Origin of the sequence: Rhodanobacter sp. B2A1Ga4, assembly GCF_018101315.1 — a bacterium.
GTDB classification, from domain to species: domain Bacteria; phylum Pseudomonadota; class Gammaproteobacteria; order Xanthomonadales; family Rhodanobacteraceae; genus Rhodanobacter; species Rhodanobacter thiooxydans_A.
This window is the reverse complement of record NZ_JADBJR010000003.1, coordinates 371,644-385,631: the sequence shown is the minus strand read 5'-3', so window position 1 is coordinate 385,631 and position 13,988 is coordinate 371,644. Positions and strand designations below refer to the sequence as shown.

Here is a 13,988-nt window from a genome sequence, read left to right as displayed (position 1 = left end):
CGCCTACTGCGATTGCGCCTCGATCTGCTTGCGCTGTTCCTCGGCCTGCTTGTCGACCGTCTTCTGCACGTCCCTGGCGCGCTGCTCGTCGGCCTTCAGCGCGTCGAACGGCGTGGCGGTGTCGGCTGCCGCCGACTTGGCCTGGGGCTCCGGCGGCTTGCTGGAGCAGGCGCCGAGGGCAAGGATGCAGAGCAGGAGCGGCAGCGGCTTCATGGCAGTTCTCGCGCGGGATCGACCCGCCGAGTGTCCCGCCATGCCCCGCCGCAGGCAAGGCGCCGCCTAGGCGTGGCGTGATCGACGCTTTAAGCTGCGCCCATGAACAGCCGCCTCGATGCCTGGCAACTGCACAGCCACACCGCCCTGGTCACCGGCGCCAGCAAGGGCATCGGCTACGCCACCGCGCGCGAGCTGGCCGGCCTCGGCGCCAACCTGTTGCTGGTGGCGCGCGACGAGGATCATCTCGAACAGGTACGGGTGGAGCTGGCCGATGAATTCGCCGACGTCGAGGTGCTGGCGTTTGGCGCGGACCTGGTCGAGGCGGAGGATCGCCTGGCGGTGTTCGACTGGATCGCCGACCTCGGCGCACCGGTGTCGCTGCTGGTCAACAACGCCGGCGGCAACCAGCCCGGCGCCACGCTGGACTATCGTGAGGACGATTACCGCGCGATCTTCGAGCAGAACCTGTTCTCCGCCTTCGAGATGTGCCGGCTGGCGCATCCGCAGCTGGTGCAGCATGCCAACGCGGCGATCGTCAACGTGGGTTCGGTCTCCGGCATCACCCACGTGCGCACCGGCGCGCCGTACGGCATGAGCAAGGCGGCACTGCACCAGCTCAGCCGCAACCTGGCGGCCGAATGGGCGGTGGACGGCATCCGCGTCAACGCGGTGGCGCCGTGGTACATCCGCACCCAGCGTACCGACCCGGCGCTGGCCGACGCCGACTACCTGGACGAGGTGCTCGAGCGCACCCCGCTCAAGCGCATCGGCGAGCCGGAGGAGGTGGCTGCCGCGATCGCCTTCCTGTGCCTGCCGGCGGCCAGCTACATCACCGGCCAGGTGCTGGCGGTGGACGGCGGCTTCCTCAATTACGGGTTCTGAACAGGCGTCAGAACTCGGCGACGTGTTCCTCGGCGGCAAAACCCAGCGTCACGGCACCTTCGCCCACGTTGACCATGCCGGTGATGCTCATCGGTGCTTCCATCAATTCGACGCCGCATTCCTCGCAGGCCTGGCGCAGCTCGATATAGCCGGGCAGGTGCGACAGCACGGCGAGGTCGCCGCCGTAGCTGACGCAGACCACCGGCACCAGCAGGCCGGCGCGTACCCGCTGCGCGGCGTAGTTGAACAGCACCTCGGCACCATGCTCGAAGCCGCGCACCTTGCCGACCGGGCCGGTTTCGCCGCGGAAGCAGCGCAGCAGCGGCTTGATGTCCAGCGCCGTGCCGACCATCGCACTGAGCAGGCTGACACTGCGATCACCCCGCTTCTTGATGCGGTTGCGCAGGTGGATCAGGTCGCGCGGCAGCATGTAGCCGTAACTGTTGTTGGCGATATGGGTGAGGCGTTCGCGGATCGTGGCGGGCGGCACATCGGCGGCGATCAGCCGTGCCGCTTCGTAAATGGCCGGCGCGGTTCCCGCGAAGACATTGCGGGTGTCGACGACACGCATCATGAACGGGCCGGGGATGGCCGCCTGTTCGCGCACCTGGCGATAGCTCTTGAGGATCGCGAAGCTGGCGCGGTTCACATGTTCGTTGATCGGGCTGCGGGTGGCGGTGATGGTCAGGCAGAACACGCAATCCTGCTCCAGCACGAGTTTTTCGAGGAACAGCTTCTGCACCTCCTCCACCGGGCACGGTTCGGTTTCCGCCGAGTGGCTGCGGCTGCCGAGCCGGCGGTCGATGAAGCGCTGGAGCTCTTCCGGCCGGCGGTCATCCATGAAGGTTTCACTATCCACCTTCACGGTGATCGGCATGATCGAGACGTTGTTCTTCCGCAGGAACTCCTGCGACAAGTCGCAGGATGCATCAATGGCCAGGCCCATTCGCATCACGTTTCCCCCCGTCATGAATGGCAAATCGAACATAACATGCAAAGAGGGACTGTGGCGTCAACCGAAAGTTGCCTGGAGCGAAGCGCCCGGGCAGCCAGTGGGCCGTCCCGCCCGCGACGAACAGCCACTAACATGCAGTGACTACAGACATGGCATCCAGCTGGCGTGGCGTCGCCGGTAACGCGCACGAGTACCATCCCCCATGAAAAGCAAACAGGAAATCGTCTCCAACTGGCTGCCGCGCTATACCGGCACGCCGCTCGAACAATTCGGCGAGCACATCCTGCTGACCAACTTCGGCCACTACGTGGAGCTGTTCGCGCAGTGGCACGGTGTGGAAGTGCAGGGCCGCGACCGGCCGATGCCGAACGCCACCGCCGACGGCATCACCCTGATCAACTTCGGCATGGGCAGCCCCAATGCGGCCACCATGATGGACCTGCTCGGTGCGATCGAGCCGAAGGCGGCGCTGTTCCTGGGCAAGTGCGGCGGCGTGAAGAAGAAGAACCAGCTGGGTGACCTGGTGCTGCCGATCGCGGCGATCCGCGGCGAAGGCACCAGCAACGATTACCTGCCGCCGGAAGTGCCGGCGTTGCCGGCGTTCCAGCTGCAGCGCGCCGTCTCCACCATGATCCGCGACCTCGGCCACGATTACTGGACCGGCACGGTGTACACCACCAACCGGCGCGTGTGGGAACACGACGAGACCTTCAAGGCCTACCTGCGGCGCACCCGCTGCATGGCGGTGGACATGGAAACCGCCACGATCTTCGCCGCCGGCTTCGCCAACCGGATCCCCTGCGGCGCGCTGCTGCTGGTATCGGACCAGCCGATGATCCCGGAAGGCGTGAAGACCGAAGCCAGCGACCGCGCCATCACCTCGCGCTTCGTCGAGGCCCACATCAAGATCGGCATCGAGGCGCTCAAATTGGTGCGCCGCAACGGGCGCAGCGTGAAGCACCTGCGCTTCGAGGCGGACGGGGAGACAGAATAGCCGCGCTCCAGCGGCAAGATCGGCTGGCGGAGGCCGGTCTGCCCCTCCGGTAAGCCAGGCAGCGGCTTGCCAAAACAGCCTGAATCAACCCCGGGCGCAAGTTCATGCAGTATAAAATTTGTTGACAGTATGTAAATGAGGCGTGATAAATAGGCATCAGACCGGACCGGCTGCATCAAGTTCCATGACAGGATTGGCTCTGCCTCGCGCTACCGGGGCAGGGCACTGGCAGTCATGAAAAGGCAGAGATGTGCTGCGTGTCACACGACGTTGTTGCCTGTCGCGGTATCGACCCGGATCGGGAGTTCCGTGAGTCTGAGGTTCATGGGTTTGGGAAGGTTAAGGCCGAGGTTGAGGTTTTGGGCAGGGATTTTCCGGTCCGGGGCAGCAGCCCATCGGAATGTTTTTAATTATTCGGAGGGTGTTTTCATGAAACTTGGGGTCAAGAAACTTTCTTCGGCAGTCCGCCTGGGTCTTTCGCTGGGTGCTGTCATTGCCATGGGTGCGTCAACCACGGCCTTCGCGCAGGATACGACTACGCAGGACACGGCCAGTCAGGCCAACCAGGACAAGGCAAAAACGCTGCAGACCGTCGTGGTCACCGGCTCGCACATCCGCCGCGTGGACCTGGAAACGTCCAACCCGGTCGTGACCATTGACGCCGCGCAGATCAAGGCCACCGGCAAGCTGACGCTGGGCGACATCGTGCAGCAGCTGCCGGCGGTGACCGGCGGCAACATCAACCCGCAGGTCAACAACAGCGGCGGCACCGGCGGCAGCAGCATCGGCTTGCGCGGCTTGGGCAGCCAGCGCACCCTGATCCTGATCGACGGCAAGCGCATCATCAACGGCGATCCGAACTCGATCCCGGCCGACATGATCGAGCGCATCGAAGTGCTAACCGATGGCGCCTCCTCGGTGTATGGCTCCGACGCCATCGGCGGCGTGGTCAACTTCATCCTGAAGAAGGACTACCAGGGCGCGCAGTTCACGGTGAACTACGGTCAGTCCGGCCATGCTGACGGTCGCACGAAGGGTTACACCTTCACGTTCGGCCAGACGTCCGACAAGGGCAGCATCATGGGCGGCGTCGACTACAACAAGACGGAAGCCGTGGAGGCCAAGAACCGCGACTTCTCCAAGAACGCGGTGTCGATCTACGGCAGCAGCCAGACCCCGATCTACAGCTATATCGGTGGCTCCAGCTTCCCGGCCTACGGGCGCATCCAGTTGCCGACCCAGTATCGGGGCACCGGCCCGGGACAGTACAACTGCAAGAACGTGGCGCTGAATCCGGGTGCCAGCGGCCAGAACATCGCCACTGACTACCACTGCTTCACCAATGCCGACAAGTACAACTACGCGACGGTCAACCTGATCCAGACCCCGCAGGAGCGCACCAGCCTGTGGCTGAAGGGCACCTACAACCTGGGCGACCACGTCCAGGCCTACATGGACGCGTACCACAACAAGACCAGCTCGGGCTTCCAGCTCGCCCCGGCGCTGCTGGGCTCGATCTACGGCGCGGTGATCTCGGCCAACAGCTACTACAACCCGTTCGGCCAGGAGTATTCGGGGTCCGGTCTGGACTACCGTGCGCGCCTGGTGTCCGCCGGCAATCGCGCGGCCAACTACGGCACCACCACCGACCAGATCCACACCGGTTTCAAGGGTGACTTCAACCTGCTGAACCACGACTGGAACTGGGACGTGGGCATGAGTTACGGCCACTTCTCGCAGCAGACCATCACCCGCGGTCTGCCCAACCAGGACAAGATCAACGCGGACCTGGGTCCGTCGCATCTGGATGCCACCACCGGCAAGGTGGTTTGCGATTCGGGGGCGGCCGGCTGCACGCCGTTCAACCCGTTCAACCTGTTCGACCCCAACTCGGTCGCCGCCCTGCAGGCGGCAGCCGTGCCGGCGATCAGCAACAACTTCGCGATCGAGCGGGTCTACTCGGCCGATGTCAACGGCGGCCTGTTCGACCTGCCGGCCGGCACCGTGCAGCTGGCCGCGGGCGCTTCCTACCGCAAGGAATACACCCGCTCGGAAATCGATCCGCTGCTGCTGATCGATCCGGCCACCGGCAACTGCACCCTGGGCAGCCAGTGCAGCTCGCCGCTGCGTGGCGGCTACAACGTGAAGGAGGCCTACGCCGAGGTGTTCGTGCCGGTGTTGACCGATCTGCCCTTCGCACAGTCGCTGAACGTCACCATCGGTGACCGCTACTCGAAGTACAGCACCTTCGGCAGCACCAACAACACCAAGTTCGCGGTGGAATACAAGCCGATCGCCGACCTGCTGCTGCGTGGCACGGTGTCCGAGGTGTTCCGTGCGCCGACCATCGGCAACGTCTTCGGCGCGCCGATCAGCGACGCACCGAAGCTCAGCAGCGACCCCTGCGACGGCATCACCACCGCCAATCCGGCCTGCGTGGGCGTGCCGACCGATGGCAGCTTCGTGAACCAGGACGTGGCGCTCGGCCAGCAGATCAAGGGCATTTCCTCCGGCTCGAAGTACGCCGGGTTCCCGCTGGGGCCGGAGAAGGGCAAGTCGTTCGACGTCGGCTTCGTCTACTCGCCGAGCTACGTGCCGGGTCTGTCGTTCAGTGCCGACGTATGGCACATGTACCTGAAGGACACGATCTCCTCGATCGGCGCGCAGACCGTGCTCGACCTCTGCTATGCCGGCATCAGCCAGTACTGCCCGCTGATCACCCGCTTCCCGGCCGGCAGCGCCAACCCCGGCCAGATCGCGCAGATCGTCGAGCCGACCGGCAACCTGGGTCGCACGGACGTGGGCGGTGTCGACTTCTCGGCTCGCTACAAGCTGCCGGAATTCTCGTTCGGCAAGTTCGTGGTGGGCCTGGATGGGACCTACATGTCGCGCTATGACCAGCAGACCGCGCCGGGCACCAGTGCCAACACGGTGTTCCACGACGCTGGCCACTTCATGCCGTTCGGCTCCAGCCAGGCGTCGACCTGCCCGAGCGGTGGCGGCGTGTGCCTGTTCCCGCGCTGGCGCGGCAGCGGCTTCGCGAACTGGAACCTGGGCGACTGGAGTGCTTCCTGGCGCATGCGCTACATCGGCGCGTTCCGCAACGGCTCGAAGAGCCTGTCGCAGGACACGAACCCGGTGCAGGGTCTGCCGGGCGTGGTGCTCAAGTACGGCGCGACGATCTACAACGACGTGTCGGTCGGCTACAACTTCGAGCCGCTCAACACCCGTATCGATCTGGGCGTGAACAACCTGTTCGACAAGCAGCCGCCGTTCCTGTACGCCAACAATACGCTCAATGCCAACACCGATCCGAGCGACTTCGACCTGCAGGGCCGCTACTACTGGGCTCGCGTGACGGTGTCGTTCTGATTGACTGGAAAGCACTGAGTAGCTGAAGCTGACGAGCCGCGCGGGTTACCCGCGCGGCTTTTTCTTTTGGATAGTTGCCCACTCGTGATCAACGACATTCTCAGCGCCCTGCAATCCGGCCGGCCGGCCGAGGCGGAGCGCCTTTCCCGAGCCGCCCTGGCCGAGCGCCCCGACGATCCGGACCTTGCCTTGTTTCTGGCGATCGGCCTGCAGCAGCAGGGCCGTTTGGCCGAGGCGCTGGAGGTTTACGCGGCCTTGGCGCAGAAGCACCCCGACGACTCGCTGCACTGGGGCAATTACGCGACCGCGCTGCGTGAGGCGGGGCGCATACAGGAAGCCGAGGACGCCTACCTGCGTTCGATCGCACTGGCGCCGGACAATGAGGAGCAGCTGACCAACCTGGGCCTGCTGCAGCTCGAACGAAAGGATTATCCGGTCGCCCGCGACACGCTGCTGCGCGCCCTTGCGCTGGATCCCGCGTCGCCGGCGGTGCGCATCCATGCCGCGCGCGCCTGTTCGGCCTGCCGCGACTCGCGCGCGGAGGAGCTGCTCCGTCCCTGGCGCGACTGGACTTCGCTGGACGATCCGCTGCAGCTGGAACTCGCCGACCTGCAACTCGTGCTCGGCGAGGCGAACATCGCGCGCGTGCTGCTGGAGGAACTGCTTGCGCGCACGCCAGGTCATCTCCCGGCACGCCTGCTGCTGGCGGCCGTCTACGAACGTGTCAACGACCTCGACGGCAGCGCGGCCCTGCTTGATCAGGTGGAGCGCAATCATCCGGTACTGGATGTCGAGGCGCAGCTGGAGATCGTCCACCAGCGCGCGAAGCTTGCGTTGCGATGCGGGCAAACCGAACAGGCGCGGCGGCTGCTTGAGCAAGCCGGACCGCGCACACCCGACGATTATGCGCATTTCTTCTCCCTGGCCGAGGCCTGCGACAAGCTGCGCGATTACCCGGGCGCGGCCGCTGCGCTGCACGAGGCGCATGCGCGACAGATCGAGGAGCTGAAGCACAACGCGCCGCGTCGCTTCGATCCCGGTGCACCGGTGCTTCCGGCGGCGGTGGAGCGCATCGGTGTCGAGGAATTCCGGCGCTGGCCCGCGCTGCAGGGTCCGGACAGCGCGAACTCGCCCGTGTTCATCGTGGGCTTCCCGCGCTCGGGAACCACGCTGCTGGAGTTGATGCTCGACGCCCATCCGGCGCTGCAGTCGATGGACGAGCGGCCGTTCTTCACCATCCTTTCCGACCAGCTTGCCGATCACGGCGTCGTGGTGCCGCAGGATCTGCACAAGCTCGACCAGCACGCCTGCGACGAGTTGCGCAAAGGTTACGTGAGCCTGGTCTGCTCGAAGATCCAGCGGCGCTGGAGTGCGCAGCTGGTCGACAAGAATCCGCTGAACATGCTGTGGCTGCCGCTGATCTACCGGCTGTTCCCCGATGCGAAGTTCATCCTCGCGCTGCGTCACCCGTGCGACGTGCTGGTCAGCAACTACATGCAGAATTTTCGTGCGGCCGTGCTGGCGGTGGCGTGCGCCTCGATGGAGAAGCTGGCGACCGCCTACGTGACGGCGATGGAGTGCTGGCTGCACGACGTGGCGCTGTTTCAGCCGAACGTGTTCGTTTCCCGCTACGAGGACCTGGTGGCCGACCCGGCGGCGCAGACGCGGCGCATCGCCGACTTCCTCGGACTGGAAGACGCCACGCCGCTGCTGCATTTCGATCGCCACGCGCGCGACAAGGGCTTCATCGCCACGCCGAGCTACGCGCAGGTCACCCAGCCGGTGAACCGCAAGGGCCTCGATCGCTGGAAGCGCTATCGCGAGGCGCTGGCCCCGGCGCTGCCGATCCTCGACCCGATGCTCCGGCACTGGGGCTATTCGGTTGCGGATGCGGACGAGCCTGCCGGCGCCTGATCGTCAGTCGGCCGGAATCCGCGCGAGTTCAGGCAGCAGCGCGGCATAGGCGCGCCAGCGCTGCACCGATCGGGTGTGCACAGGTTGCCGTGCCTGCCACAGGCTGGCCGTGTTGATGGCGCGTTCCTGCCCGGGCGCTGCGGGCTTCGCGGCATCGGGCAGTCCGAGCCAGTCGGCCAGCGCGTCGACGCAGCCGTCCGGATCGCCGACGAGGTCTTCGTAACGCACTTCGCGCACGGCAGCCGGATACCGCCGCTGCCAGTGCGCCATCAGCCGCCGTGTGCCGTGGATGACGGCAGCCATGTCGGCGAAATCGCAGGCAAAGTCCTGCGTACCCGGATGGAACGATTGCATCCACAGCGAGAGCGCCGTGTCCCGGGCGTTGCGGCGGCAGTGGATCACCCGCGCCTGCGGAAACAGCGCGAGGATCAGATCCACGTGCATGTAGTTGTGCGGCTGCTTGTCGATGTACCAGCGCGCGGGGGCATCGTCCTGCACCAGCTGGGCTGCGTAGGCCGCGGCCGCCGCCGGCATCTGCGCGGCGCGTTCGCGATCCGACGCCATGGCGTCCAGGCGCGCCGCCAGTGTCGGCAGCCAGGGCAGCTCCCCGCGATGCCGCACCGCCGGGTGCCGGGCCAGCTGTTCGGCCAGCAGTGTGCTGCCGGACCTCGGCATGCCCACGATGAAGATGGGCGTCCAGCTGCGGTCTCCATTCGGCTGGACGGGTGGTGCCGGTCGCGCCAGCCGCATCTCCACGCTGCGCCGCCAGGGCTTGCGGTTCCAGGGCTGCCGTTCGCGTGCGATGTGGTTGGCCTCGGCCCAGGCGGCAACGGCGCGGGCGTGTTCGCCGAGATCATCGCAGGCTTTGCCCAGTGCGAAGAGCAGGCCACTGCGGGCATGCGGGCTCAGGTCGTGGCGAGCCAGCTGCTGTTCGAACAGCGCAATATCCGGATGTTGCCGGTCACGGTACCGCTGCAGGCCGGCCAGGCCGAGCGGGACGTGCCATTCCAGCGCCAGCGGACTGCCGGCCAGCGCCGCCTGCTGATGGTGGCGGGCCTCGTCGAAGCGTCCCAGTTGCGAGGCGAGCGCGCCTGCGTGCGCGTGCAGGCGGGGATCGTCGAGGCCGTTGGCGAAGGCGTCCACGCACAGCTGCAGCGCCTCCGCCTGGCGACCACAATCGTCGAGCAGCTCCACCGCGGTGATCCGCTGCTCCACGCTGGCGGTGCCTGCAGTGCATGCGCCGGCCAGCACGTCGCCTGCGGCCACCATCCGGCCCTGGTCGCGCAGCAGGCGTGCCAGCACGAAGGCGGCCGGCAGATGGCCCGGCGTACGCTGCAGGATCCCCCGCAGGCGCCGCTCGGCGCCGGGTCGATCGCCTTGCTGGATCGCGATGCCGGCGAGTGCCAGCGCCAGCTCGTCGGAGTCGGGATGCGCGGCGACGGCCGCTTCCAGCGTGCTCGCTGCCGCCGCCACGTCGCCGCGCAAGACCTGTGCCTGCGCGGCTTGCAGCGCTAGCTGCTCATTCGGAATTACAGGCGTGGTCGGAGTCATCAGCGCTTGCGCGGGCGCGCTCAGGCCTGCCAGGGCGGCAGGCCCAGCGCGGCGCGCAGCGGATCGAGCAGGGTGCCATAGCGCGTGCTGTGCGTGGTGTCGCTGCGCAGCGGCTGGCGTACCTGGTCGGCGCTGGGCGAGCGCACCTCGCGGGCGGTTTCGTGGAAGCGCAGGCACGCGGCGTCGAACGGCAGGTCGCAGAAGGCCAGCAAGGCACGGATGCGGGCTTCCGGATCGACCAGCAGCGCTTCGTAGTCATGCGTCATCACGGCGTGGGGATGACGGCTGACGAGCCGCTGCAGACTGCGGTCGCAGTCGCGCCAGAAACTGGCCAGGTCGCCGAAGTCGCGGGTGTATTCGTTGTTGTCCAGGCGCTGGCGATAGCAGGAGAAGCAGGTTTCCAGTGCGTCGCGACGACAGCCGACGATACGTGCGCCCGGCAGCATGGCGCGGATCGCTTCGGCATAGATCCAGTTGCTCGGCAGCTTGTCGGTGAAGCGTGGACGCCGCTTGCGCCAGTGCGCCGTGCGTTCGAGGTAGCGGCGACCGAGCCGCGACCAGTCGGCCGGTTGCATGTGCGGTACCCAGCGCGGGAACGGCTGCCCGCGCCGACGCGACTCCTCGGCCAGTACCTGCGGCAGGTCGGGCAGCTCGCCGGTGCCTTCCACTTCCGGGTGCGAGGCAAGGATCTGCTCGGTGAGCGTGGAGCCGGATCGCGGCAGGCCGACGATGAAGATCACCTCGCGTCCGAGGGTGGGGTCGTCCGCTCCAGCCGGAGGCGGGTCGAAGGCTGCCGCCAGCGCGTCGATCGCCGTTGAGTAGCCGGCGGCGTTCCACTGCTGGCGCTGCCGCGCGATGGTGTTCGCCGTGGCGATCGCCTGCAGCGATTCGGCATGTCGCCCCTGGTCGTCCAGTGCGCGCGCCAGCGCGAACCCGATCGCGATGCGGTCGTCGTCGGTGGCGCGCGGCACCCGCAGGGCGGTGCGCATGGCGGCGATGTCGGCCTCGCTCATGCGGGTGGTCTTGAGGTCGGCCAGTCCCCACCATGCCATGCCGGCCCACGGTCGTTCGGCCAGCACGCGGCGGTATTCGGCGGCGGCGTCGGCTGGCTGTCCGCGCATGCGCAGCATGTCCGCCCGCAGCGCACGTGCGTCGGTGGCGTGCGGATCCAGTTCCACCGCGGTGCGCAGGGCGGCTTCGGCTTCGTCGTTGCGCACGCTGCGGGTCAGCATGACGCCGAGGTTGTACCAGGCCAGCGCCATCTCCGGCTGCAGCCGGCAGGCGGCCTGCAGCGCATCGATGGCGCCGTCGTATTCGCCGGCCTGGCCGAGCAGGGTGGCCAGCGTGTTGAGGTAGACCGGATCGTCCGGCTGGCGGGCGAGCGCCGCCCGCATCAGGGCAATGGCCTCCTGGTGGCGCCCCTGCATGCCCAGGATGCCGGCGTGCAGGCGCTGCACTTCGGGGTGATCGGGCTGGCTGGCGAGCAGCGGCGCCATGCGTGCGGTCGCGACATCGAGACGGCCGTCGTCGAGCGCCCGCGCGACGGCGGAGACGGCCCGTGTCAGGTCAGGGGTGAGGCCATGCAGTCGTGCCGACATCCGGGCTCCGTTGATGTGTGGTGGGCGCGACAGCGCCGCGAACGACTATTATGCCTGCCTGACCACGGTCCGCTTCGTCGCGGGTGGTGGCGGCATGACACAACCCGCGGAGCACCATCGATGAGCGTTCCATCCCTGCCGGAGCCTGCATCATTGCGGGAGACCGTTCGCATGCAACTGCAGCGCGGGCAGATGGCGGCGGCAGAATCCTCTTATCGGCAACTGCTCGAGCACGAGCCCGATGACGCCGATGCGCTGATCTTCCTGGCCGACCGCGAGCTGGCCCAGCGCAACGCGCCGCAGGCCCAGTTGCTGCTGAGCCGGGCCGAGCGGGCGCACCCCGACCATCCCGGCGTGGCCCATCAACTGGGCAGCGTGTACCTCGCCACCGGCGATTTCGAAGCGGCCGCCAGCCACCTGCAGCGGGCCCTGTCGCTGGCGCCGCGCATGTTCCTGGCGCGTTTGCGGCTGGGTATCGCCCTCGAGCAACTGGACCGGTCGGACGAGGCGTTGACCGCCTACTTCATGGCGGTGCGCGGTGCGCAGGAGCAGGGTCGCTGGCTCAGTGACGCGACCACCGCGCCCGGTCTGCGCGATCTGGTGAAGTACGCCATGAGTTACGCCAATGCCGGGCGCAGGCGCCTGTTCGATGCGGCGCTGGAGCCGCTGCGCGAGCGCTATGGGCGCTCCGAGCTGGGCCGGGTGGATCGCGCGCTGGCCATCCATCTCGGGTTGGAGCCGATGCCGTCGATCGATCCGCGCCAGCGTCCGCTGTTCCTCTATTTTCCCGACATACCCAGCCAGCCGTTCTATCCGCGCGAGCGTTTTCCCTGGCACGAGACGCTGGAGGCGGCTGCCGCGGTGGTGCGCGCAGAGCTGCTGGCCGTGCTGGCGGGCGAACAGCCGCTGGAATCCTTCCTCGGCGTGGACGACCCCACACTGGCGCAATCGATGCTGCGTGGATCGGATGGGCACGCCGCCGCATGGGATGCCTACTTCTTCCATCGCCACGGCGACCGCTACGAGGATCATTGCGTCGCCTGCCCGCGCACCAGTGCCCTGCTGGATGCGGTGCCGCTGGTGCGCATCCGCGACCATGCGCCGGAAGCGCTGTTTTCGGTACTGCGCCCGGGCACCCATATCCTGCCGCACCGCGGCGTGACCAATACCCGCCTGGTCACCCACCTGCCGCTGATCGTGCCGTCCGACTGTGCGCTGCGCGTGGGCGGGCAGGTCCACTCCTGGCGTGAGGGGAGTTGCGTCACCTTCGACGACACCTTCGAGCACGAGGCCTGGAACCGCAGCCCGTTCACCCGCGTGGTGCTGATCCTGGACAGCTGGAACCCCGACCTGACCGAGGCGGAGCGGGCGGCGGTTACCGATCTGGTCGAGGCCATCGGCGATTTCAACGCGTCCTGCGAGCTGCCCGCCGATCCCGCGTAATCGGCGTCGCATCGGCTGCAGCGAAAACGGCGCCCCGGGGCGCCGTTTTCCTGTGTCAGCCGGGTAAGCTGCCGCTCAGTAGCGCGGCACGCTGGAATCCACCTCGCTGGCCCACGCGTCCATGCCGCCTTCCACGTTGTGCAGGTTGCTGAAGCCGTGTGCGGCGAAGCGTTCGGCCATGGCGCGGCTGGACATGCCGTGGTGGCAGATGAAGGCCAGCGCGGTGTCCTTCGGCAGGCTGGCCAGGCTCTCGTAGCCTTCCTCTTCCAGCACCCGGGCTTGCGCCAGCGGCGCGGCCTGGGCGCGGCCGGCGGCGGGGCGCACGTCGATCAGGGTGATGTCGTTGGCGGCCAGCCGCTGCTGCAGCTGCTGCACGCTGAGCGACTTGATCTCGACGGCGCCGGGGAACTTCAGGCTCAGGCCCTCGCCCTGCACGGTGGAAACCCAGTCGATCACGACGCCCTTGGCGCGCTGGGCGCTGGCCGGGTCGAAGTGGATCTCCAGCCCGTTCGCCATCGCCACGATGTCGTGCTCGCCGGCCGGTGCCAGTTGGAAGCCGGCGCTGTGGTCGGGGCCGATCTCCAGGTGCAGCGCCACGCCCTGCGCGTTTGCGGTGCCCTGGCGGATCGCCTCGGCGGCGGCGTCGGTGATGGTGATTTCCGGCGGTGTGCGGTCCGGTGCGGCGACGCCGAACAGCTGGTGTAGTTCGCCGCTGCCGTACATCTGGCGGATGATGTCGGCGCCGCCGACCAGTTCGCCTTCCACGTACAGCTGCGGGATGGTCGGCCATTCGCCGTAGGCCTTGATGCCCTCGCGGATCTCCGGATCGTCCAGCACGTTGACCGTGTGGTATTCGGGCAGCAATTCATTGAGCGTGTTGGTGGCCGCGGCGGAGAAGCCGCACATCGGCTGCTGGCGGTTGCCCTTCATGAACAGCACCACGCGGTGGTCCTTGAGCAGGGTTTCGATACGTTCGCGGGTGGTGGCGTCGAGGGACATGGGGAACTCCGGGGAAGAAGGCCAATGATACGCCGTCCGATATGCGGGAGGCCCGCCGACCTTC

General features: G+C 67.3%; 10 protein-coding genes. 5 read left to right on the top strand and 5 right to left on the bottom strand.

The genetic code is table 11. The features are described from left to right. Window positions 1–3 precede the first annotated feature (3 nt). A complete protein-coding gene (locus IMW82_RS12625; RefSeq protein WP_211004693.1) occupies window positions 4–213 on the bottom strand; it encodes a hypothetical protein in 210 nt (69 codons plus the stop codon). Between the two features lie 102 nt (window positions 214–315). On the opposite strand from IMW82_RS12625, the gene IMW82_RS12620 reads away from it, so the two are divergent. Then, window positions 316–1,098 carry an SDR family oxidoreductase gene (locus IMW82_RS12620; RefSeq protein ID WP_211004692.1) on the top strand — a complete coding sequence of 261 codons (783 nt, stop codon included), beginning with the start codon at window positions 316–318 and terminating at the stop codon, window positions 1,096–1,098. 7 nt (window positions 1,099–1,105) lie between these two features. Here IMW82_RS12620 and IMW82_RS12615 read toward each other — a convergent pair whose 3' ends face one another. Then, a complete protein-coding gene (locus tag IMW82_RS12615; RefSeq protein ID WP_211004691.1) occupies window positions 1,106–2,044 on the bottom strand; it encodes a DegV family protein in 939 nt (312 codons plus the stop codon). A 211-nt stretch (window positions 2,045–2,255) separates the two neighbouring features. Between IMW82_RS12615 and IMW82_RS12610 the strand changes: the two genes are divergently transcribed. From IMW82_RS12610 to IMW82_RS12600, 3 genes are all read left to right on the top strand, one after another. Further along, entirely contained in the window at window positions 2,256–3,047 is a 792-nt protein-coding gene (locus tag IMW82_RS12610) for an AMP nucleosidase (protein WP_108470585.1), read from the top strand. Between the two features lie 498 nt (window positions 3,048–3,545). Continuing rightward, a complete protein-coding gene (locus tag IMW82_RS12605; RefSeq protein WP_244754302.1) occupies window positions 3,546–6,419 on the top strand; it encodes a TonB-dependent receptor plug domain-containing protein in 2,874 nt (957 codons plus the stop codon). 84 nt (window positions 6,420–6,503) lie between these two features. Beyond that, the gene (locus tag IMW82_RS12600) at window positions 6,504–8,333 is read left to right on the top strand and encodes a sulfotransferase (RefSeq protein WP_211004689.1); all 1,830 of its coding nucleotides are present in this window, start codon (window positions 6,504–6,506) and stop codon (window positions 8,331–8,333) included. A gap of 3 nt (window positions 8,334–8,336) precedes the next feature. Here IMW82_RS12600 and IMW82_RS12595 read toward each other — a convergent pair whose 3' ends face one another. Both IMW82_RS12595 and IMW82_RS12590 read right to left on the bottom strand, forming a co-directional pair. Beyond that, complete coding sequence (locus tag IMW82_RS12595) at window positions 8,337–9,884, bottom strand: sulfotransferase (RefSeq protein WP_211004688.1); 1,548 nt, start codon at window positions 9,882–9,884, stop codon at window positions 8,337–8,339. 20 nt (window positions 9,885–9,904) lie between these two features. Further along, complete coding sequence (locus IMW82_RS12590) at window positions 9,905–11,482, bottom strand: tetratricopeptide repeat-containing sulfotransferase family protein (protein ID WP_211004687.1); 1,578 nt, start codon at window positions 11,480–11,482, stop codon at window positions 9,905–9,907. Between the two features lie 171 nt (window positions 11,483–11,653). Here IMW82_RS12590 and IMW82_RS12585 point away from each other — a divergent pair, with 171 nt between their 5' ends. Beyond that, a complete protein-coding gene (locus IMW82_RS12585; RefSeq protein WP_211004686.1) occupies window positions 11,654–12,925 on the top strand; it encodes an aspartyl/asparaginyl beta-hydroxylase domain-containing protein in 1,272 nt (423 codons plus the stop codon). Window positions 12,926–13,000: 75 nt separating this feature from the next. On the opposite strand, the gene grxD is transcribed toward IMW82_RS12585, so the two are convergent. Then, complete coding sequence (gene grxD / locus IMW82_RS12580; protein ID WP_211004685.1) at window positions 13,001–13,924, bottom strand: Grx4 family monothiol glutaredoxin; 924 nt, start codon at window positions 13,922–13,924, stop codon at window positions 13,001–13,003. Window positions 13,925–13,988 lie beyond the last annotated feature (64 nt).

Coding starts and splice junctions, on each gene's coding strand:
- IMW82_RS12625 (WP_211004693.1), bottom strand. CDS start 213: ATGAAGCCGCTGCCGCTCCTGCTCTGCATCCTTGCCCTCGGCGCCTGC.
- IMW82_RS12620 (WP_211004692.1), top strand. CDS start 316: ATGAACAGCCGCCTCGATGCCTGGCAACTGCACAGCCACACCGCCCTG.
- IMW82_RS12615 (WP_211004691.1), bottom strand. CDS start 2,044: ATGGGCCTGGCCATTGATGCATCCTGCGACTTGTCGCAGGAGTTCCTG.
- IMW82_RS12610 (WP_108470585.1), top strand. CDS start 2,256: ATGAAAAGCAAACAGGAAATCGTCTCCAACTGGCTGCCGCGCTATACC.
- IMW82_RS12605 (WP_244754302.1), top strand. CDS start 3,546: ATGGGTGCGTCAACCACGGCCTTCGCGCAGGATACGACTACGCAGGAC.
- IMW82_RS12595 (WP_211004688.1), bottom strand. CDS start 9,884: ATGACTCCGACCACGCCTGTAATTCCGAATGAGCAGCTAGCGCTGCAA.
- IMW82_RS12590 (WP_211004687.1), bottom strand. CDS start 11,482: ATGTCGGCACGACTGCATGGCCTCACCCCTGACCTGACACGGGCCGTC.
- IMW82_RS12585 (WP_211004686.1), top strand. CDS start 11,654: ATGCAACTGCAGCGCGGGCAGATGGCGGCGGCAGAATCCTCTTATCGG.
- grxD (WP_211004685.1), bottom strand. CDS start 13,924: ATGTCCCTCGACGCCACCACCCGCGAACGTATCGAAACCCTGCTCAAG.